The organism is Aeromicrobium sp. NPDC092404 (assembly GCF_040684095.1).
Taxonomy (GTDB): domain Bacteria; phylum Actinomycetota; class Actinomycetes; order Propionibacteriales; family Nocardioidaceae; genus Aeromicrobium.
Window position 1 is genome coordinate 1009802 of sequence record NZ_JBFBFI010000001.1, and the last position, 19818, is coordinate 1029619.

17 protein-coding genes are annotated in these 19818 nt (G+C 70.4%); 3 read left to right on the plus strand and 14 right to left on the minus strand.

Features of this window, described 5'->3' with window-relative positions:
• Positions 1 to 3: 3 nt before the first annotated feature.
• The 4 genes from AB0N22_RS05170 to AB0N22_RS05185 all read right to left on the minus strand — a co-directional run bounded on the left by AB0N22_RS05170 (position 4) and on the right by AB0N22_RS05185 (position 3766).
• Positions 4 to 1446 (minus strand): DHA2 family efflux MFS transporter permease subunit, encoded by a 1443-nt coding sequence (locus AB0N22_RS05170; protein ID WP_364636836.1) that lies wholly within the window; start codon positions 1444 to 1446, stop codon positions 4 to 6.
• Between the two features lie 103 nt (positions 1447 to 1549).
• Positions 1550 to 2110, minus strand: a complete 561-nt coding sequence (locus AB0N22_RS05175) for a DNA-3-methyladenine glycosylase (protein ID WP_364636838.1) — start codon at positions 2108 to 2110, stop codon at positions 1550 to 1552.
• A complete protein-coding gene (locus tag AB0N22_RS05180) occupies positions 2107 to 3030 on the minus strand; it encodes a class I SAM-dependent methyltransferase (protein WP_364636840.1) in 924 nt (307 codons plus the stop codon). Before AB0N22_RS05180 ends, AB0N22_RS05175 begins: the two co-directional genes overlap by 4 nt.
• Positions 3031 to 3073: 43 nt before the next feature.
• The gene (locus AB0N22_RS05185; RefSeq protein WP_364636842.1) at positions 3074 to 3766 is read right to left on the minus strand and encodes a helix-turn-helix domain-containing protein; all 693 of its coding nucleotides are present in this window, start codon (positions 3764 to 3766) and stop codon (positions 3074 to 3076) included.
• A gap of 135 nt (positions 3767 to 3901) precedes the next feature.
• Here AB0N22_RS05185 and AB0N22_RS05190 point away from each other — a divergent pair, with 135 nt between their 5' ends.
• The gene (locus tag AB0N22_RS05190; protein WP_364636844.1) at positions 3902 to 4759 is read left to right on the plus strand and encodes a class I SAM-dependent methyltransferase; all 858 of its coding nucleotides are present in this window, start codon (positions 3902 to 3904) and stop codon (positions 4757 to 4759) included.
• Positions 4760 to 4785: 26 nt separating this feature from the next.
• Here AB0N22_RS05190 and argH read toward each other — a convergent pair whose 3' ends face one another.
• From argH to argG, 8 genes are all read right to left on the minus strand, one after another.
• Positions 4786 to 6210, minus strand: coding sequence for an argininosuccinate lyase (gene argH, locus AB0N22_RS05195; protein WP_364636846.1), 1425 nt, complete (start codon positions 6208 to 6210; stop codon positions 4786 to 4788).
• On the minus strand, positions 6207 to 6722 hold the full coding sequence (locus AB0N22_RS05200; protein ID WP_364636848.1) for an arginine repressor: 516 nt from the start codon (positions 6720 to 6722) through the stop codon (positions 6207 to 6209). Before AB0N22_RS05200 ends, argH begins: the two co-directional genes overlap by 4 nt.
• Before the next feature lie 76 nt (positions 6723 to 6798).
• Complete coding sequence (argF, locus tag AB0N22_RS05205; RefSeq protein WP_364636850.1) at positions 6799 to 7725, minus strand: ornithine carbamoyltransferase; 927 nt, start codon at positions 7723 to 7725, stop codon at positions 6799 to 6801.
• A complete protein-coding gene (locus tag AB0N22_RS05210; RefSeq protein WP_364636852.1) occupies positions 7722 to 8891 on the minus strand; it encodes an acetylornithine transaminase in 1170 nt (389 codons plus the stop codon). Before AB0N22_RS05210 ends, argF begins: the two co-directional genes overlap by 4 nt.
• On the minus strand, positions 8888 to 9883 hold the full coding sequence (argB, locus tag AB0N22_RS05215) for an acetylglutamate kinase (protein WP_364636854.1): 996 nt from the start codon (positions 9881 to 9883) through the stop codon (positions 8888 to 8890). Before argB ends, AB0N22_RS05210 begins: the two co-directional genes overlap by 4 nt.
• 102 nt (positions 9884 to 9985) lie before the next feature.
• Positions 9986 to 11137 (minus strand): bifunctional glutamate N-acetyltransferase/amino-acid acetyltransferase ArgJ, encoded by a 1152-nt coding sequence (argJ, locus tag AB0N22_RS05220; RefSeq protein ID WP_364636856.1) that lies wholly within the window; start codon positions 11135 to 11137, stop codon positions 9986 to 9988.
• Between the two features lie 79 nt (positions 11138 to 11216).
• Complete coding sequence (argC, locus tag AB0N22_RS05225) at positions 11217 to 12248, minus strand: N-acetyl-gamma-glutamyl-phosphate reductase (protein WP_364636858.1); 1032 nt, start codon at positions 12246 to 12248, stop codon at positions 11217 to 11219.
• Between the two features lie 42 nt (positions 12249 to 12290).
• The gene (gene argG / locus AB0N22_RS05230; RefSeq protein ID WP_364636860.1) at positions 12291 to 13724 is read right to left on the minus strand and encodes an argininosuccinate synthase; all 1434 of its coding nucleotides are present in this window, start codon (positions 13722 to 13724) and stop codon (positions 12291 to 12293) included.
• A 97-nt stretch (positions 13725 to 13821) separates the two neighbouring features.
• On the opposite strand from argG, the gene AB0N22_RS05235 reads away from it, so the two are divergent.
• Both AB0N22_RS05235 and AB0N22_RS05240 read left to right on the plus strand, forming a co-directional pair.
• On the plus strand, positions 13822 to 15636 hold the full coding sequence (locus tag AB0N22_RS05235; protein ID WP_364636862.1) for a DUF2207 domain-containing protein: 1815 nt from the start codon (positions 13822 to 13824) through the stop codon (positions 15634 to 15636).
• 36 nt (positions 15637 to 15672) lie between these two features.
• Positions 15673 to 16227: a LemA family protein gene (locus tag AB0N22_RS05240; protein ID WP_364636864.1), complete on the plus strand. Its 555-nt coding sequence runs from the start codon at positions 15673 to 15675 to the stop codon at positions 16225 to 16227.
• Here AB0N22_RS05240 and pheT read toward each other — a convergent pair.
• Both pheT and pheS read right to left on the minus strand, forming a co-directional pair.
• Complete coding sequence (pheT, locus tag AB0N22_RS05245) at positions 16224 to 18716, minus strand: phenylalanine--tRNA ligase subunit beta (RefSeq protein ID WP_364636866.1); 2493 nt, start codon at positions 18714 to 18716, stop codon at positions 16224 to 16226. The two genes, AB0N22_RS05240 and pheT, sit on opposite strands and share 4 nt — an antisense overlap.
• Entirely contained in the window at positions 18713 to 19816 is a 1104-nt protein-coding gene (gene pheS / locus AB0N22_RS05250) for a phenylalanine--tRNA ligase subunit alpha (RefSeq protein WP_364636868.1), read from the minus strand. The genes pheT and pheS overlap by 4 nt, the downstream gene beginning before the upstream one ends.
• Positions 19817 to 19818: the final 2 nt, after the last annotated feature.

Below are 19818 nucleotides of genomic sequence, written 5' to 3' on the forward strand. Positions count from 1 at the left end.
GACCTAGGCCGTGGCCGGCTCCACCGCGTCCGGGTCGGACATGTCGGCCATCGGCTTGGGTCGGAGGAACAGCCCACCCACGATGGCGGCGAGCAGGGCCGCGACAGCACCGGCTGCGAACGCCATCTGCAGGCCGCCGTTGAGGGCCTGCACCGAGGACGCCCCGTCCGCCAGCAGGCTCTCGGTGCGCGCGGTCGAGATGCTGACCAGGACGGCCAGGCCGAGGGCGCCGCCCATCATGAACGAGGTGTTGACGACCCCGGAGGCCAGACCTGCCTCGTGCGGCTCCACGTCGCCCATGGCCGCGAGCAGCACCGGGTTGAATGCGATGCCAGCACCGAAGCCCAGCAGGATCATCGACGGAAGCACGTGGACGACGAAGCTGCCGTCGACCGGCGCCTGCGAGAACAGCCCGAGGCTGACGGCGGCCATGAGCAGCCCCACCGTGAGCGGCGGCCGGATGCCGAAGCGCATCACGAGCTTGTCGGAGACCCGCAGGGAGCAGTAGGCCATCACGACGCTGGTCGGGATGAAGGCCAGGCCGACGTCCAGGGCGTCGTAGTGCAGCACCTTCTGGAGGTAGATCGCGGCGAGGAAGAACCACGCGAACATCGCGGCTGCCCAAAGGACGCCCACGACCTGCGACACCGAGACGTTGCGGTGCGCGAACAGTCGCAGCGGCACGAGAGGGTTGGCGACCCGCGCCTCGCGGACGACGAACGCAACCAGCAGGGCCAGTCCGGCGCTCAGCAGGACCACCGTCCGCGTCGACGTCCAACCCGCCTCGTTGCCCCCGACGATCGCGTAGACGCTCAGCATCAGCGCGGCGGTCACCATGACCGCTCCGGCGATGTCGAGCCGCGCCTGCGAGGGCACGACGTCGTCCGCCGGCAGGATGCGCTTGGCGGCGATCCACACGGCGATGCCGATGGGGACGTTGACCAGGAAGATCCAGCTCCACGAGAACAGCCCGGTCAGGACCCCGCCGAGGAGCACGCCGACCGCGCCGCCGCCGGACATCACGAACCCGAACACGCCCATCGCCTTGGCGCGCTCTCCGGGCTCCGTGAACAGGCCCATGATGAGCGCCAGGGCGACTGCGGAGACCGCCGCGCCCCCCAGCCCCTGGATCGCGCGGCCGATGACGAGCATCTCGGCCGACGGCGCAAGACCGCAGCCCACGGAGGCGATCGTGAACGACACGACCCCGCCGAGGAAGACCCGCTTGTTGCCGAGCAGGTCGCCGAGGCGCCCCGACAGCAGCAGGAACCCGCCGAAGGTCAACAGGTAGGCGTTGACGACCCACGCGAGCGCGGCCTGCGAGAAGCCGAGGTCGGTCTGGATCGACGGCAAGGCGACGTTGACGATGCTCGAGTCGAGCACGATCATCAGGTCGCCGAGGCAGAGGATGTAGAGAGCGAGCCAGCGGCTCTTCACGTCAGGCATGGGGTGGTCTCCTCGATGTGGTGGGTGCTTCCACCAACACCACGAACGGTAGGACGCGGATACGACACATCCGGAGAAGAAAGCCTTGGAGATCTTCCGCGGCTCAGGCGCGAGGGCTGCGTCGATAGGCCGACACCGTCGGATCGTCCGTGACCCAGAACCGCCAGGGCACGTCCGCCGCCTTGGAGACGCCCACGCGCGGGCCGGCACTGATGTCCGGCGACGTCGCCGGCGGTGGCCCGAGGCGTACACCCCCATCAGCGCGCAGATCCGTGCCGAGGTCCTCGAGGGTCAGTCCCATGGCGCGCGTGAGGTTGCCGGGGCCGCGCGCCAGCGCGACGTCCTTGACGGCCGGCCGGCGCTGCCGAGCGAGCTCGATGCCGTCGACGACCTCCCCGGCCCGGATCAGCACGGCGGAGGCCTCCTCGGTCGGGCCCGTCACGACGTTGGCGCAGAAGTGCATGCCGTACGACCGGTAGACATAGAGCCGCCACGGCTCGCCGTACATGATCTCCGACCGCGGCGTGCGGGTGTAGGCGTGCGACGCCGGGTCGTTGACCCCGCCGTAGGCCTCGACCTCCGTGATGCGCACGGCGACGCCATGCCCGTGCAGCACGCGGCCGAGCAGCCCGCGTGCGTGCGTGACGACGAGGCTCTCGGTCACGCCGTGAGGGTCGCGAGCACCTTGTTCAGGGCCGCGCGGTTGACGGTCTTCTTGCGCATGCCGGCGAGCTTCGGCCAGGCCGGGGACGCCAGCAAAGCCACGGGATCGACGGCGTGCGTACGACGGAGCGTCTCCTCGGGAACCACCTGCGGGTCCGGTGCCTGGCACGCGAGGAGTGCGGCGTCGTAGGCGTCGTCGAGCACGCGCGACGTCGGGTCTAGCCCGAGCACGATCACGGTGCCGGTCGGCGACGTGTTGACGGGGATGATCGTCAGGTCCGGCCGGTACGTGCGAAGGATGTCGGCGACCTTGAAGACGTCGCCGGCCCAGGCCGCCGTCCGGCGCTCGCGAGCAGCCTCGAGCGAGTTCCGCGGCAGCATGTCGTCGATCAGGACGACCCCTGCGGGCGACATGAGCTTCTCGACGTTCATGAAGTCACGCAGGGCGAACTCGGACAGGTGCATGCCGTCGATGAACGCGAGGTCGATCGGCACCCCGTCGAAGAACGCCACCGGGTCGGGGCGGGAGAAGAACTCGTCGCTCGTCGTGCGGTGCAGCTGCACCTCGCACGCGATCTCCTTGGTGATCGTGTACGCCGGATCGATGCCGATCGACCTCGTGCGCGACAGGGCGAGGCTCGATCCGGTGTGGACGCCGACCTCGAGGTACGTACGCGGCCGCAGGTGCTGGTGCAGGCCGATCAGCAGCTGGTGCCGCGATCGCGTCGGCTCCGGGAACTGCGCGAACGGGTCCGACGGCACGTAGTCGCGCTTGGTCGCCTCGACGGCACGGGGTGCACGGGGATCGAGCCGGAGGGCTGCCTTGCGGCGCGCCGTGCGCTCCCATCGGCGTACGGCCTGGGTCCGGCGCGGGCCGATGACCTTGCGCAACGTGCTGCCGGCCCTGGAACGAAGTGCCACGGTCTCCCCCATGTCTGCGGTGTGGCACCACAGTAGTCAGGGCTCAGACGGGGTGCGTGGCCCGGGACCGGACCGCCGGCGCGAAGGGGCTCCAGAGGAACCAGGTCGGGAAGTCGCGGGTCAGCCGCGGGACTCCTTCGAGCGCTACTGATCCTGACGCACGCGCCTGGCGCAACGTCGTCAGCCCCGAGAAGACCCGCATCAGCGCGACGGGCTCGGTGCGGACCGTGACGTCGGAGTCGAAGCCTGGATGGTCGGTGCACACCGAGGACTCGTGCCGGTCGAGGATCAGCCACAACCGGAGGGGCTGGTCGCCGCGGTAGTCGAACTCGATCACGACGCGCTGCTCGGGAACGCGCTCGAGGTCGAGGCGCCGGGACATCCACCACGTCAGGGTCACCGGATCGACCTCGCGCGGCTCGGGCTCTGCGAACATCCACTTGACCGCCCACTCACCGAACGCCATCACGACGCCCTCGAGATCGCGCCCGGCTGCAGTGAGCTGGTACTCGTGCCCGCGTCCGCCGGCAATCGGGACCCGATCGAGGACCCCCTTGTGCTCGAGGTGCCGCAGCCGCTGCATCAGCAGCGTCCGGGAGATGCCCGGCAGGCCGCGGTCGATGTCGTTGAAGCGGCGGCTCCCGAGCACGAGCTCGCGGACGATCAGGGGGGTCCACCTGTCCGCCAGGACGCTGCTCGCGAGGGCAACCGGGCAGTACTGCCCGTAGTCACGCATGAGCCCATGGTAGACCCGGCGCTGCGCGGTCGGTACAGAATCGATACCGGTTAGGTGCAGATCCTGCACTGGGCGGTGGCGCCCCGAACGGCTGGACTCGGAGGCGAACCAGTCGCCACCCGTCAGGAGCTCCTCATGTCCATCACGTTCGATCCCGTCCAGTTCAAGAGCACCACCCGAGCCCAGTGGGAGAACGCCGCCGAGGCGTGGCACCGCTGGAACCCCACGATCGAGTCCTGGCTCGGCGCGGCCACCGAGGTCATGCTGGACGACGCCGGCGTCACAGCGGGCAGCCGCGTGCTCGACGTCGCTGCCGGAGCCGGCGGCCAGACCCTCGTCGCGGCGCGCCGGGCCGGCCCCACCGGGGAGGTGCTGGCCACCGACATCTCGCCGGCGATCCTCGAGTGGGCCCGTCACGTCGCGGAGGAGGCCGGCCTGTCGAACATCACGACCTTGGTCGCCGACGGCGAGGATCTCTCGGCCGTCGAGGAAGGCGTCTACGATGCCGCCGTCTCCCGGGTCGGCCTCATCTACTTCCCGGACCAGCTGGCCGCCCTCGCCGAGATGTGCCGCGCCCTGCGGCCCGGCGGGCGGGTCTCCGCAGTCGTCTACTCGACCGCGGACCGCAACGCGTTCTTCTCGATCCCGGTGGGCATCATCCGTCGGCGCGCCGAGCTGCCGCCGCCCGCGCCGGGCCAGCCCGGGCCGTTCAGCCTCGGCTCCCCCGGCGTCGCCGAGGATGTCTTCGCCCGCGCGGGGCTGACCGACGTCACGGTGACCACGGTGCCGTCGCCCGTACGGGTGCGGAGTGCTGCCGAGTGCGTTCAGTTCGAGCGCGAGTCGTTCGGCGCGCTGCACCAGATGCTGTCGGGCGTCGACGCGGCAGACCGTGAGGACGTGTGGTCCGAGATCACCGAGCAGCTGACGCAGTTCGAGGGGCCGGACGGCTTCGAAGGGCCGTGCGAGATGCTCGTGGTCTCCGGGACGAGCTAGCGGCAGCCGCGTCGGAGGTCGCCCGGTCAGCCGTGCCGGGCGACCTTCGCGCGCAGCTCGGCGAGCTGCTCCGTCACGCGTACGGGAGCCGTGCCGCCGCGGGAGTCACGCGACGCCAACGATCCCTCGACCGTCAGGACCTCGCGCACCTCCGGGGTCAGCGCGGGCGAGATCGCGGCGAAGTCGTCGTCGGTGAGGTCCCAGAGCTCGATGCCCCGCTGCTCGCACGCCTGGACGCAGGCACCCGAGATCTCGTGGGCGTCGCGGAACGGCACACCCTGGCGCACGAGCCACTCGGCGATGTCCGTCGCGAGGGCGAACCCCTGCGGCGCCAACGACTCCATGCGCTCGGTGTCGAAGGTCAGGGTCGCGATCATGCCGGTGAAGGCCGGCAGCAGGACCTCGAGCGTGTCGATCGAGTCGAACACGGGCTCCTTGTCCTCCTGCAGGTCGCGGTTGTAGGCCAGGGGCAGGGCCTTGAGCGTCGCGAGCAGGCCGGCCAGGTTGCCGATCAGCCGCCCGGACTTGCCGCGGGCGAGCTCGGCGATGTCGGGGTTCTTCTTCTGCGGCATGATGCTCGAGCCCGTCGAGTAGCCGTCGTGCAGCGTGACGAAGCCGAACTCCTTGGTGTTCCAGAGGATGATCTCCTCGGCCAGGCGGGACACGTCGATGCCGATCTGTGCCGTGACGAAGGCGAACTCGGCGACGAAGTCGCGGGACGCCGTGCCGTCGATCGAGTTGGCCGTGGACCCGCTGAACCCGAGGTCCGCGGCGACCTTCTCGGGGTCGAGCCCCAGCGACGACCCGGCCAGGGCACCGGATCCGTAGGGAGAGTCCGCGCCGACCCGGGCGTCCCAGTCGGTGAGGCGTTCGAGGTCGCGCACGAGCGGCCAGGCGTGCGCCAGCAGGTGGTGCGAGAGCAGCACGGGCTGGGCATGCTGCAGGTGCGTCCGGCCCGGCATCGCGACGTCGAGGTGCTGCTCGGCCTGGGTCGCCAGCGCCTCGGCGAGCTCGCGCACCAGCCGGCTGATGACCTTGCCGTGGTCACGCAGATACATCTTGAACAGGGTCGCCACCTGGTCGTTGCGCGAGCGTCCCGCACGCAGGCGACCGCCCAGCTCCGGACCGAGCCGTTCCAGCAGTCCGCGCTCGAGCGCGGTGTGCACGTCCTCGTCCTCCGGCAGGGCCACGAAGGCGCCCGACTCGACGTCGGCGGCCAGTGCGTCGATGCCGGCGATGAGCGCCGTCAGGTCGTCACGGCTCAGCAACCCCGCCGCCTGCAGCACCATCGCATGGGCGCGGGAGCCGGCGAGGTCGTACGGTGCGAGTCGCCAGTCGAAGTGCGTGGACCGAGAGAGCTCGACGAGCTCCGGCGACGGTCCGGAGGCGAAGCGTCCGCCCCACAGGCTGGTCCCCTCGCCGGTCTGCGAGGTGTCAGGGGTGTCGGTCACGTCGGTTCCTTCGGTGTGGAGGCGGCGATCGCCGCGAATCGTTCGGCGACGGCCTGCCCGCCGTCGGGCTCGCGGCAGATCAGCATGACGGTGTCGTCACCTGCGATCGTGCCGAGCAGGTCGTGCTGCGAGGCGTGGTCGATCGCGGAGGCGAGGTACTGCGCCGCCCCGGGCGGGGTGCGCAGCACCACGAGGTTGGCCGATCCCTCGGCCGTCACCATGAGCTCGCGCAGGATCTTCGCGAGCCGGGCGTGCCCTGACGCGCTTCCGGTCGCGGGCCGGGGCGTACGGTCGCCGCCCTCGGCCGGCACCGCATAGACGAGGCCGCCGTCGGGATGTCGTACGCGGACGGCGTCGAGCTCGACGAGGTCGCGCGAGATCGTCGACGGGGTCGCGTTGACACCATGCGAGTCGAGCAGCTCGGCGAGATCGCCTTGCGACCGGACGAGCTGGTGGCCCAGCAGCTCCACGATCAGCTGCTGACGGGCGGCCTTGGTCGGCGGGATCGTCATGCCGCCACCGCCAAGAAGAACCCAATGATATGACGGCGTCGGCCTGAGTGCCTGAAGATTCCCTCGCTTCGCTCGGTCATGCTTCGGCCTTCTCGAGCAGCCACACGAGCAGGGCCTTCTGGGCGTGGAGGCGGTTCTCGGCCTCGTCCCAGACGACGCTCTGCGGGCCGTCGAGGACCTCGGACGAGATCTCCAGCCCGCGATAGGCCGGGAGGCAGTGCAGCACGATAGCGTCCGGTGCGGCGAGCGCGAGCGACTCGGCGGTGATCGCGAAGTCACCGAACAGTGCGAGCCGAGCCTCCTTCTCGGCCTCCTGGCCCATCGAGATCCAGGTGTCCGTGATGACGACGTCGGCCCCCGAGATCGCTGCACGAGGATCGCCGGTGACCGACACGGACCCGCCCGTCTCCCCCGCGATCTTCTCGGCGTCGCCGACGATCACCGGATCGGGCTGGTAGCCCGCCGGTGCGCCGACCCGCACGTGCATCCCGGCGGTCGCGCCACCCAGCAGGTAGGAGTGGCCCATGTTGTTGGCGCCGTCGCCCAGGTACGCGACGGTCAAGCCGGCGAGCCGGCCCTTGTGCTCGACGACGGTCTGCCAGTCGGCCAGGATCTGGCAGGGGTGGAAGTCGTCGCTGAGCGCGTTCACGACCGGCACGCCGGCGTTCGCGGCCATCTCGTCGAGCCCCGCCTGGGCGTACGTACGCCAGACGATCGCGCTGGTCATGCGGCCGAGCACCCGCGCGGTGTCGGCGATCGACTCACCACGGGCCCCCTGCGTCGTGGCCTTGTCGATGATCAGCGGGTTGCCGCCGAGGTCCGCCACGCCGACGGCGAACGACACCCGGGTGCGGGTCGAGGCCTTGTCGAACATCACAGCGACCGTCTGCGGCCCGGCCAGCGGCTTGCGCCCGTAGGGATCGGCCTTGAGCTCGGCGGCGAGCGCCAGCACCTCGGCCTGCTCGGCCGGACTGAGGTCGTCGTCGCGCAGAAAATGTCTCATGCCGTCACCTCGTCGAGCATCTGCCTGAGCACCGCCACGGCGTGCTCGGCCTGCTCCGTCGTGAGGATCAGCGGAGGTGCCAGACGCAGGCGGTCGGGCGTGGCGTTGTTGAGGATGATGCCGGCGGCGAGCGCGGCCTGCTGCACGTCGGCTGCGACCGGCGCGGCAAGGACGATGCCCACGAGCAACCCTCGGCCGGTCGTCTGCGTGACGAGCGGATGGTCGGCCAGCCCGTCGCGGAAGGCGTCGCCGATCCGGAGTGCGTTGTCGAGCAGGCCCTCGGACTCGATCGTCGCGATCACGGCCAGTGCGGCGGCCGTGGCGACGGGGTTGCCGCCGAACGTCGTGCCGTGGTTGCCGGGCTGCAGGAGACTTCCGGCGTCGCCGAGCGCGATGCACGCGCCGATCGGGATGCCGCCGCCGAGCCCCTTGGCGACCGTCACGAGATCGGGGACGATGCCGGACTCGGCGTGGGCGAACCACGCACCCGTGCGGCCGATCCCGGTCTGCACCTCGTCGAGCCAGAGCAGTGCGCCGTGCTGCGTGGTGATGTCGCGTGCGGCGCGCAGGTAGCCGTCGGGCGGCACGACGACGCCGGCCTCGCCCTGGATGGGCTCCAGTAGGACCGCCGCCACGGTGTCGTCGACGGCCGCCTCCAGCGCGACCACGTCGCCGTAGGGCACCCAGGTCACGTCACCCGGCAAGGGCTCGAACGGGGCGCGGTAGGCCTCCTTGGAGGTCAGCGCTAGGGCGCCCATCGTCCGGCCGTGGAACGATCCCTCGGCGACGACGACCCGCGTGCGGCCGGTGCGCCGGGTCGCCTTGAAGCCTGCCTCGTTGGCCTCGGTGCCCGAGTTGGTGAAGAACACCCGGCCCTCGTGCCCGACCAGGTCGAGCAGCTTCTCGGCCAGCTCGACCTGCGGCTGCGAGGTGAAGAAGTTGGAGATGTGGCCCAGGGTGCCGAGCTGGCGCGTCACGGCGTCGAGGATCGCTGGATGCCCGTGGCCCAAGGCGTTGACCGCGATGCCGCCCAGCAGGTCCAGATAGCGGGTGCCGTCGGCGTCCCAGACATAGGCACCCTCGCCCCGGACCAGGACACCCTGCGGGGGCCCGAAGGTGTTCATGACGGCGCCTTGGTAGCGCTCCATCCAGTCGTCCACGGTCATGGCGTCGATCCCTTCGCCTGCTTGGTGACGCTCGTCGAGTACAAGGCCGTACGGATGCGGGTCTCCGCGCCGGGGACGACCTGCGTGCCCACGCCCTCGTCGGTGAAGATCTCGAGGAGCACCGCGTGCGGCTCACGGCCGTCGATCACGGTGGCGAGGCGGACTCCCTCCTGCACGGCCTTGAGGCACGCCGTCATCTTGGGGATCATGCCCGTCGACAGGCCCGGGATGATCTCCGCCAGTGCCTCGGGGCTGATCTCGCCGATCACGTCGGAGCTGTTGGGCCAGTCGGCGTAGAGCCCCTCGACGTCGGTGAGCACCAGGAGCTTCTCGGCGTCGAGGGCCACCGCCAGCGCCGCGGCGGCGGTGTCCGCGTTGACGTTGTGGACCTGACCGTCGGCGTCGGGCGCGACCGTGGAGACGACCGGGATGCGGCCGGCCTCGATCAGGTCCAGCACGGCCTCGGGACGCACGCCCACGACCTCACCCACCAGACCGATGTCGGTCTCGACCCCGTCGATGACCGGCGTGGTCTTCTCGGCCGTGAACAGGCCCCCGTCCTCGCCGGACAGCCCCACGGCCAGGTCGCCGTGCTGGTTGAGCAGTCCCACGAGCTCACGGCCGACCTGCCCGGTCAGCACCATGCGCACGACGTCCATCGTCTCGGGTGTCGTGACGCGCAGCCCGCCACGGAACTCCGACTCGATGCCGAGCTTGTCGAGCATCGCGCTGATCTGCGGTCCGCCGCCGTGCACGACGACCGGCTTGAAGCCGGCGAGCCGCAGGAACACGATGTCCTCGGCGAAGGCGCGCTTGAGCGTCTCGTCGGTCATGGCGTTGCCGCCGTACTTCACCACGACGACCTTGCCGTGGTACTTCTTCAGCCACGGCAGGGCCTGCGCGAGGGTGGCGGCCTTGTCGGTGGCCTTCTTCCAGTCCTCGGGCTGCCACTCGTCGGGCGTGGCGAGCTCGGCGTCTGACTCAGGTGTCATGGTGCACCTTCTGCAAGGAATCGGGGTGGTGGGTTTCAGTCGTCGACCGCGTCAAGACCGCGGACGTGAACGTGGCGGAGGCGGCCAACCTCATGGAACCGGTCATGAGGAGTACGCCGAGTTCTCGTGGACGTACGCCTGCGTGAGGTCGTTGGTCCAGATGGTGCCCGTCTCGGCGCCCGACTTGAGGTCGATCGTCACCGACACCGCGCGTTCGGACAGGTCGATCGCGTCGGGCGACTCCCCCGGCCCGCTCCTGCGGCACACCCAGACGCCGTTGAGCGCCACGTCGAGGTCGGCCGGATCGAACGCGGCCTGGGTCGTGCCGACCGAGGCGAGGATGCGGCCCCAGTTGGGGTCCTTGCCGTAGATCGCGCACTTGAACAGGTTGCTGCGGGCGACCGAGCGGCCGACCTCGAGGGCGTCGTCGACGGACGCGGCGTTGACCACCTCGATCGCGATCTCGTGGTCGGCGCCCTCGGCGTCGGCGAGCAGCTGCAGCGCGAGGTCCTTGCAGACCGTCGTGACGGCCTCGGTGAACGCCTCGGGGTCAGGGGCCACGCCCGATGCCCCGCTGGCCATCAGCAGCACGGTGTCGTTGGTCGACTGGCAGCCGTCGGAGTCTAGGCGGTCGAACGACTGGGCCGAGGCGGCGCGCAGGGCGGCATCCGCCGTCCCTGCGTCGACGTCGGCGTCGGTGGTGAGGACCACGAGCATCGTCGCCAGGGCGGGAGCCAGCATCCCGGCACCCTTGGCCATGCCGCCGACGGTCCAGCCGTCGCCGTGGACCACGGCTTCCTTCGCCACGGTGTCGGTCGTCATGATCGCCGTGGCGGCGGCATGCCCGCCGTCGGCGCTGAGGCCGTCGACTGCTGCTCGTACACCGGACAGCAGCTGCTCGCGATCGTTGAGCAGGCCGATCAGGCCGGTCGAGCACACCTGGACGTCGACCGCGCCCACACCGAGCTCGTCGGCGACCGTCTCCGCGGTCTGGTGCGTCGTGATGAAGCCCTCGGGGCCGGTGTAGCAGTTGGCCCCGCCGGAGTTGATCGCCACGGCGATGGCCGTGCCGCCCTTGATGGCCTCCTCGCTCCACAGGACCGGATTGGCCTTGCAACGGTTGCTCGTGTAGACCGCGGCGGCGGCCTTGGACGGGCCGGTGTTGACCACGACCGCGACGTCGGGGGCCCCGGTCGACTTGAGTCCGGCCGGGACGCCTGCGGCGACGAAGCCCTTGGCGGCGGTGACGCTCATGCCGGGGTCCCCGCGGAAGCGCAGCTGGACAAGGTGTCGTGAACGCCGAGCAGGGCGGTCACGCACTCGTGGGAAAGGCTCACGGTGCGACTCCGATCTGGGTGAGGCCCGCGGTCTCCGGCAGGCCCAGGGCGATGTTCATCGACTGGATGGCTCCGCCGGCCGTGCCCTTGGCGAGGTTGTCCATCGCGCCGATCGCGACGACCTTGCCCGCCCGCGCGTCGAGCGTGACCTGCACGTGCAGCATGTTGGCGCCGAGCACGGCCTTGGTCTGCGGCCACTGTCCCTCCGGCAGCACGTGCACGAACGGCTCGTCGGCGTACGCCTTGAGGTATGCCGCGCGCACGTCGTCGGCCGTCACCCCGTCGAGGGCCGGGGCGGAGACCGTGGCAAGGATGCCGCGCGACATCGGGGCCAGGATCGGCGTGAACGACACCGTGGGACGGGTGCCGTCGACGAGCTCGAGATTTTGCTCGATCTCGGGCGTGTGGCGGTGCACGCCTCCGACGCCGTAGGCGCTGGCTTGACCCATCATCTCCGAGCCCAGCAGGTGCGGCTTCAGCGACTTGCCGGCTCCGGAGGCCCCCGTCGGGGCGACGACCGTGATGTCAGGTGCGATGAGGCCGGCCGCCAGCGCCGGCATGATCGTGAGCGTCGAAGCGGTCGGGAAGCATCCCGGCACTGCGATGCGCTTGGCGCCGGCCAGCACGTCGCGCTGCCCGGGCAGCTCGGGAAGTCCGTAGGGCCAGGTGCCGGCGTGGTCTCCGCCGTAGAAGGTCTCCCAGTCGTCCGCGCTCTGCAGGCGGAAGTCGGCGCCGCAGTCGATGACGAGCGTGTCGTCCCCGAGCTGGCCGGCGATCGCGGCCGAGGTGCCGTGGGGCAGCCCCAGGAAGACGACGTCGTGACCGGCCAGGACCTCGGCCGTCGTGGGCTCGAGAACGCGGTCGGCGAGCGGCACGAGGTGCGGCTGGTGCTGCCCCAGCGTGCTGCCCGCGCTGGACGCGGCGGTCACGGCGCCGATCTCGACGTCGGGGTGCGCGAGCAGCGTACGAAGGACCTCGCCGCCGACGTATCCGCTGGCGCCGGCGACGGCTGCGGTGATCGTGGTCATCTCTCCACCTTTGCAGAGTTCGTGGTCGGGGTGGTCAGGTGCTCAGTCGGTGCCGAACTCCATGGCCGCGGCGTCGAGCGCCTGCTCCTCGTCCCCGGCCACGGCCGGGTTGGCCTCGATGCGCGTCGCGCCACCGGCCGGCAGCTCGCCGAACAACGTGCCGTTCTCGACCAGCACCTGCCCCTGGTCGAGCGGCTGGGCGGCGTAGAGCTCCAGCATCGCCCGCGAGTCCGCGATGTCGAGGTTGCGCATCGTCAGCTGGCCGATGCGGTCCGTCGGGCCGAAGACCGCGTTCTCGGTGCGCTCCATCGAGAGCTTCTCGGGGTGGTACGAGAACGTCGAGCCCTGCGTGTCGATGATCGAGTAGTCCTCGCCGCGACGCAGCCGGATCGTGACCTCGCCCGAGACGACGGAGGCGATCCAGCGCTGGACGGACTCCCGCAGCATCATCGCCTGCGGGTCGAGCCACCGGCCCTCGTACATCAGCCGACCGAGACGACGGCCGTGCTGGTGGAAGTTGGCGATCGTGTCCTCGTTGTGGATCGCGTTGACGAGGCGCTCGTACGCGATGTGCAGCAGCGCCATGCCCGGCGCCTCGTAGATGCCCCGGCTCTTGGCCTCGATGATGCGGTTCTCGATCTGGTCAGACATGCCGAGACCGTGCCGGCCACCGATCGCGTTGGCCTCGTGGACCAGCGCGACAGGATCGCCGCCGAACGTCGACCCGTTGATCGCCACGGGGCGTCCCGCCTCGAACGAGACCGTGACGTCCTCCGTCTCGATCTCGACCTTGGGGTCCCAGAACTTGACGCCCATGATCGGCTCGACGGACTCCAGCGAGGTGTCGAGGTGCTCCAGGGTCTTGGCCTCGTGCGTCGCGCCCCAGATGTTGGCGTCGGTCGAGTAGGCCTTCTCCTGGCTGTCCCGGTAGGGCAGGTCGTGGGCGAGCAGCCATGCGCTCATCTCGGTGCGACCGCCCAGCTCGTGCACGAAGTCCGCGTCGAGCCACGGCTTGTAGATCCGCAGCTCGGGGTTGGCCAGGAGCCCGTAGCGGTAGAACCGCTCGATGTCGTTGCCCTTGAAGGTCGAGCCGTCGCCCCAGATGTCGACGCCGTCCTCGTGCATCGCCCGTACGAGCAGCGTGCCGGTCACGGCGCGCCCGAGCGGCGTGGTGTTGAAGTACGTACGCCCGGCGGACCTGATGTGGAACGCCCCGCACGCCAGCGCCGCCAGGCCCTCGTCGACCAGCGGGCGCTTGCAGTCGATCGATCGGGCCAGCTCGGCGCCGTACTGCATCGCCCGCCCCGGGATCCCCGCGATGTCCGGCTCGTCGTACTGGCCGATGTCGGCGGTGTAGGTGCACGGGATCGCGCCCTTGTCGCGCATCCATGCGACGGCTACGGAGGTGTCGAGGCCGCCGGAGAACGCGATACCGACGCGTTCACCCGCGGGCAGGGTCGTGAGGACTTTGGACATGACTCACATTCTTGCACACCTCTGCAATTTCTTGCATTCGGGGTCGGCTGCCGGATTCCGCGCGGGAGCGACGTGCTTGACCCCTAGGATGCATGCCATGCGGATCCTCCTGCGAGCGCTGGCGCTCCTTGTCGCCGCAGGAGTCGTGTTCCTCCCCGCCGCGTTCGCGTTGGCGCCGACCTCCGAGACCACGAGCGGCCCAGACCCCGTCCGCATCTCCGACTACACGGCTGACTACGTCGTGACGGCCGACGGCGACCTCGTCGCCAAGGAGCAGCTCACGACGGAGTTCCCCACCGGGCGGCACGGGATCTTCCGGTTCTGGGACCTCACCGACCCCTCCGACAAGAACATCCGGTTGATTCCCAAGGACATCAAGGTCACCCTCGACGGCGGCAAGGTCCCGTACGAGATGCAGTGGCAGAAGGGCCGGCACTTCCGCGTCGCCAAGATCGGCGACCCCGACTCGTACGTCTCGCCCGGCACGCACGTCTACACGATCACCTACCGGATCGACGGCGCCCTCGCGCCTGCGACGGCCGGCCCGGGGACGTTCGCGTCCTCGAGCTGGACCGACGAGCAGCAGGCCCAGTCGGTGTTCTACTGGAACGTCGTCGCGCAGGGCTGGCAGATGAACATCGACAAGTCCACCGTCAACATGACCCTGCCCGTCAAGTCCGGCAAGGTGCAGTGCACGTCGAGCTTCGACGGCACCGGCACGTGCGACATCAAGGGCGCGGGCACCGACCGGGTCACGGTCAGCACCGGCCCCTTGTCGCCACGCACTCCCGTGACCGTCCGCATCGGCCTGCCGATCGAGACGCCCGACCGGGTCACGGTGCCATGGCCCGTCGCCGCCGATCGCGCGCTCGGCACCAGCACGAGCGCCTTCGGCGTGATCGCGGCGATCACCCTCGGCACGCTCGCGCTCGGCTACGTCCTCGACCGACGCTCGCGGGAGAAGGAGCCGGGAACCCCGGTGATGTACGAGCCACCGCCCGGGCTCGGTCCGGTGCAGACCGCCTACGTGATCACCGAGACGGTGCCGTCGCGCGGACTGGTGGCGACGCTGCTCTACCAGGCCGAGCAGGGCCTCACGACCCTGACCGACAACGGCGGCAAGTCGTGGACCGTCACCGGCGTCGGCGATGCGGATGCCTGGGCCAGGACCGACGACGTCACTCGCTTCGTCGGGAAGTCCCTGGGCGTCACCCAGCCCGGGTCCCACTTCAAGTCCAGCCCGAAGTCGGTGAGCGCCGGCAAGAAGCTGCAGTCGGTGCGTGGCGCACTGCCCGCCCAGGCGAGCGCCTGGGCCGACGGCGTGGGCGCGCAGCGGCGGGCCGGTTCGGAGCAGGCCTCACAGCTGGCCGTCATCGCTGCAGCGGCCCTGCTGCTCGTGATGGGCATCTTCTTCAACCCGCCTGTGTCGATGTACCTCCTGCCCCTCGCCGGGTTCGTCGTCGGCGGCATCGGGCTGATGACCGTCGGCGTCGGCCGTCGTCGTACGACGCTCGGACGCGACCTCTGGTCCCGTGCCGCGGGCTTCAAGCGCCTGCTCTCCACCGACTCGGCGCAGGACCGCTTCGACTTCAGCGGCCGGCAGGACCTCTACACGGCGTTCATCCCGTACGCCGTCGCGTTCGACTGCGCCGACCGCTGGGCCCGCAAGTACCAGCTCGCGACCGGGACCGAGCCGCCCGTGCCCACCTGGTACGGCGGCGGGACGTCGACGAGCACGGGTCACTCGTTCTTCGGCAGCAACGATGCCTTCTCCGGATTCGAGTCCTCACTGGCCTCGTCGATCAGCGCCTACTCGGCCACGCAGTCCTCGTCCTCCTCCGGTGGCGGCGGCGGTGGTGGCGGCGGCGGTGGTGGCGGCGGCGGTGGCGGCGGCGGTGGCGGTTCCTGGTAGTCCTGCACCACTCATCTCACTCAACGAGGAGCACTCATGCTGTGGATCGTCCTGGCGGTCGTCGTCGTGCTGGCGCTGTTCACCGTCTATGCGTTCAACAAGCTGCGTCGGGTCGACATCGGCGCCCAGGAGGCGCTCGGCGGGATCGATGTCCAGCTGACCCGGCGCGCTGACCTCATCCCCAACCTCGTCAACACGGTCAAGGGCTACGCACAGCACGAGAAGGGGGTCTTCGAGGCCGTCACCGAGGCGCGCGCCGGCGCAGCTGCGGCAGCCAAGAACGGCACCGTGCAGGAGAAGGCAGCCGCCGAGGCCAAGCTCGACAAGGCCATCATCGACGTGCTCGCCGTCGCCGAGGCCTATCCCGATCTCAAGGCGTCGGCCAACTTCCAGTCGCTGCAGGCCGAGCTCGCCGACACGGAGAACAAGATCTCTTTCGCCCGGCAGTACTACAACGACGCCGTCGCCAAGCTCAACGGCCTGGTCCGGACGATCCCGTGGCTGCTCTTCACCGGCATCGCCGGCGTGCACGCTCGCGAGTTCTACAACGCTCCCGAAGGCCAGGAGGTGCCGCCCACCGTCACCTTCTAGGTGCGCAGGGCGGCGCCCAGCGACCCGGCTGCAGCGACGGCCGCGTCGCGGGCGCCCTTGATGTCCTCGTCGGTCAGCGTGCGATCCGGCGCCCGGAGGCGCAGGGCGAAGGCCAGCGACTTGCTGCCGTCAGGCACCTGGTCGCCGGAGTAGACGTCGAACAGCCGAACCGACTCGATCAGTGGACTCGCGCCGGCCAGCGCAGCGTGCACCGCCGCCGCGGGCACGTCGTCACCGACGATCAGCGCGAGGTCCTCCTTGGCGACGGGGAACGACGAGAAGTCCGGGCGAGGCCCGATCTCCGGAGAGGCATCGATCAGGGCATCGAGGTCGATCTCAGCCGCGACGACGCGCGCCGGCAGGCCGTACGCCTTGAGGACCCGGGGGTGCAGCTCGCCGGCGTGCCCGATCGGCACGCCGTCGAGCACGATCGCGGCGCACCGGCCGGGATGCCACGGCATGACCTGGGCCTGCTGCACCTCGATCGCGACGTGCAGCTCCTCGGCGAGGTGCTGCACGACGGCGAGGGCGTCGGCCCACGCGACCTGCCGGCCGGGACCGGCCCAGCCCGAGCGGATGCGCTCGCCGCTCATGACGAGCCCGACGTGGTGCGGCTGGTCGGGCAGGGCGGCGCCGAACGCGGCGATCTCGTCGTCGGTGGGGCGACGGTCGACGCCGTAGATCGGCGCCTCGGCCTCGGCCGACTTCGGCAGGAAGACGCGCCCGGTCTCGGTGATGTGCACGTCGGAGTGCCCGCGGCCGATGTTGAGCGCCAGGCTCTTGAGCAGCCCGGTGAGCAGCGTCGTCGTGAGACCCGGCTCCTCGGCGGACAGCGGGTTCTCCAGGACGACCTGCCTGCGTCGGACGTCGTCGGCGGGGAGACCGAGCCGGTCGAAGTCGGCGGTGCCCGCGAACGGGAAGGTCTTGACCTCGACCAGGCCGTCGCCGGCGAGCACCGTGCCGGCCCGCCGACGCAGCTTCTGCGCCACGGTCAGGCCACGCCCGGCCGGAGCGGTCGGGACGATCGACGGCACCTGGTCGTAGCCGACAACGCGCAGCACCTCCTCGACGAGGTCGTTGGGGTCGTTGAGGTCGAAGCGCCAGCTGGGCGGCGTCGCCGCCAGCGTCTCGTGGTCCAGCGCGACGTCACAGCCGTTGCCCTCGAGCGCCGTGACCACGGCCGCGGCATCGATGTCGACACCGGACACCCGGGTCGGCAGGCCGATCGACATCTCGACGGCGGGCCGCGGGCTCGGGGAGCCGACGACCGTGAGCTCGTCGGCGATCGTCGCGCCGCCGAGCTCGGCGAGCAGCTCGGCGACCCGCTGGGTCGCGCGGGCCGGCAGCTCGGGATCGACACCGCGTTCGTACCGCTTGGACGCCTCGGACGGCAGCTTGTGCAGGCGTGCCGTGCGAGCGATCATCGGCGCCTTCCAGTGCGCTGCCTCGATGAGGATGTCCGTCGTCGTCGCGGAGAGCTCCGTCTCCTCGCCGCCCATGACGCCGGCGAGGCTGATCGGGCCACGATCGTCCGTCACGACGGTGTCGTCGGTCGACAGGGTCCGCACCACACCGTCGAGCGTCGTGATCTTCTCGCCCTCCGTGGCGCGCCGTACGACGATCGGGCCCCGCAGGCTGGACAGGTCGAAGCCGTGGATGGGGTGGCCGAGCTCGAGCATGACGTAGTTGGTGATGTCGACTGCCAGCGAGATCGATCGCATGCCGGCCTGCTCGATGCGCTGCGCCATCCACGGCGGCGTCGGCCGGGACGGGTCGAAGCCGGTGACCGCCCGGGCGGCGAAGACCGGGCAGGCGTCGGGGTCCTCCACGTGTACGGGATAGCCCTCCCCCGTGCTCGGCACCTCCAGGTCGGCCGGGTCGGCGAACTCGAGGCCGTAGGCCAGAGCGGTGTCGCGGCCGACGCCCCGCATCGACAGCGCGTAGCCACGGTCGGGGTTGACCTCGAGGTCCAGCACCTCGTCTCCGAGGCCGAGCAGGGCGATCGCATCGTCGCCGGGGGCTGCCGACTCCGCCTCGAGCACGATGATGCCGCTGGAGTCACCCGACTGACCCAGCTCGGCCGCGGAACAGATCATGCCGTCCGACACGTGGCCGTAGGTCTTGCGCGCGCTGATCTTGCCGCCCGGGATGAACTCGGCGAGGGCGGGCAGGACGGTTCCGGGCAGGGACACCACGACGAGGTCGCCCTCGCCGAAGTTGTGCGCTCCGCAGACGATGCCGCGGGCACCTTCGGCGTCGTTGTGCTCCGGACCGACGTCGACGCGGCACCAGTTGATCGTCTTGCCGTTCTTCTGCGGCTCCTTGACGAGCGACAGCACGCGGCCGACGACCAAGGGACCGCTGATGCCCGACGAGATGATCTCCTCGAGCTTGAGGTCGAACTCGGTCAGCCGGGCAGCGAGCTGCTCGGTCGTGACCGACTCGGGGACCTTGACCAGCTCGCGCAGCCAGGTGACCGGTACTTTCACAGCTCTACTCCGAACGGCTGGGTGAAACGGATGTCGCCGTCGAACAGGTCGCGGAGGTCCGCGATGTCGTAGCGGGACGTGATCGTGCGATCGATGCCGATGCCGAACGCGAAGCCCGAGTAGCGCTCGGGGTCGACGCCGCAGGCGATCAGGACGCGCGGGTTGACGACTCCGCAGCCGCCCCACTCGACCCAGCCCTCGCCCTTGCACGTACGGCAGTCGGCGACGGCGTCGGGCTCGTTGTGGCAGACGTAGCAGAGCAGGTCCATCTCGGCGCTCGGCTCGGTGAACGGGAAGTAGGACGGCCGGAACCGGGTCGTCATGCCGTCGCCGTAGATCGCCTGGGCGAAGTGGTCGAGCGTCCCCTTGAGGTGCCCCATCGAGAGGCCCTCGTCGATCGCCAGGCCCTCGACCTGGTGGAACACCGGCGAATGGGTGGCGTCGAGCTCGTCGGTGCGGAAGACCCGGCCGGGGCAGGCGATGTAGATCGGCGGCTTGCGCGTCAGCATCGTGCGCGCCTGCACGGGCGAGGTGTGGGTGCGCAACACCATCGCGGCGCGCTCCGGGGTGACCCAGAACGTGTCCTGCATCGTGCGTGCGGGGTGGTCAGGTCCGAGGTTGAGCGCGTCGAAGTTGAGCCACTCGGCCTCGACCTCGGGCCCCTCGGCGATCTCCCAGCCCATCGCGACGAAGATGTCGGCGATGTGCTCGGACAAGGTGGTGACGGGGTGGCGGGCGCCGACGGGCTCGACGTCCCACGGGAGCGTCACGTCGACCGCCTCGGTGACGAGCGCGCGCTCCTCCTCGGCCGCCTCGACCTCCTCGGTCTTGGCGGCGAGGGCCTGGTTGATCGCACCGCGGGCTTGGCCGACCCGCTGCCCGGCCTCCTTGCGCGCCTGCGGCGGGAGGGCGCCGATCTCGCGATTGGCCAGCGCCAGCGGCGAACGGTCCCCGGCATGGTCGATGCGAGCCTGCTTCAGTGCGTCGAGGGTGTCGGCGGCCGCGATGGCGGCCAGTGCCTCGTCGCGCATGCGCTCGACCTCATCGGCACGCAGCGGGGTGACCTCAACGGGGTCGTACGAGGAATTGGGCGCGGACACAG

Excerpts from the sequence above, each read along its gene's own strand:
- AB0N22_RS05170 (WP_364636836.1), bottom strand. The coding sequence starts at position 1,446 with ATGCCTGACGTGAAGAGCCGCTGGCTCGCTCTCTACATCCTCTGCCTC.
- AB0N22_RS05185 (WP_364636842.1), bottom strand. The coding sequence starts at position 3,766 with ATGCGTGACTACGGGCAGTACTGCCCGGTTGCCCTCGCGAGCAGCGTC.
- AB0N22_RS05190 (WP_364636844.1), top strand. The coding sequence starts at position 3,902 with ATGTCCATCACGTTCGATCCCGTCCAGTTCAAGAGCACCACCCGAGCC.
- AB0N22_RS05200 (WP_364636848.1), bottom strand. The coding sequence starts at position 6,722 with ATGACGATCCCGCCGACCAAGGCCGCCCGTCAGCAGCTGATCGTGGAG.
- argF (WP_364636850.1), bottom strand. The coding sequence starts at position 7,725 with ATGAGACATTTTCTGCGCGACGACGACCTCAGTCCGGCCGAGCAGGCC.
- AB0N22_RS05210 (WP_364636852.1), bottom strand. The coding sequence starts at position 8,891 with ATGACCGTGGACGACTGGATGGAGCGCTACCAAGGCGCCGTCATGAAC.
- argB (WP_364636854.1), bottom strand. The coding sequence starts at position 9,883 with ATGACACCTGAGTCAGACGCCGAGCTCGCCACGCCCGACGAGTGGCAG.
- argJ (WP_364636856.1), bottom strand. The coding sequence starts at position 11,137 with ATGAGCGTCACCGCCGCCAAGGGCTTCGTCGCCGCAGGCGTCCCGGCC.
- argC (WP_364636858.1), bottom strand. The coding sequence starts at position 12,248 with ATGACCACGATCACCGCAGCCGTCGCCGGCGCCAGCGGATACGTCGGC.
- argG (WP_364636860.1), bottom strand. The coding sequence starts at position 13,724 with ATGTCCAAAGTCCTCACGACCCTGCCCGCGGGTGAACGCGTCGGTATC.
- AB0N22_RS05235 (WP_364636862.1), top strand. The coding sequence starts at position 13,822 with ATGCGGATCCTCCTGCGAGCGCTGGCGCTCCTTGTCGCCGCAGGAGTC.
- AB0N22_RS05240 (WP_364636864.1), top strand. The coding sequence starts at position 15,673 with ATGCTGTGGATCGTCCTGGCGGTCGTCGTCGTGCTGGCGCTGTTCACC.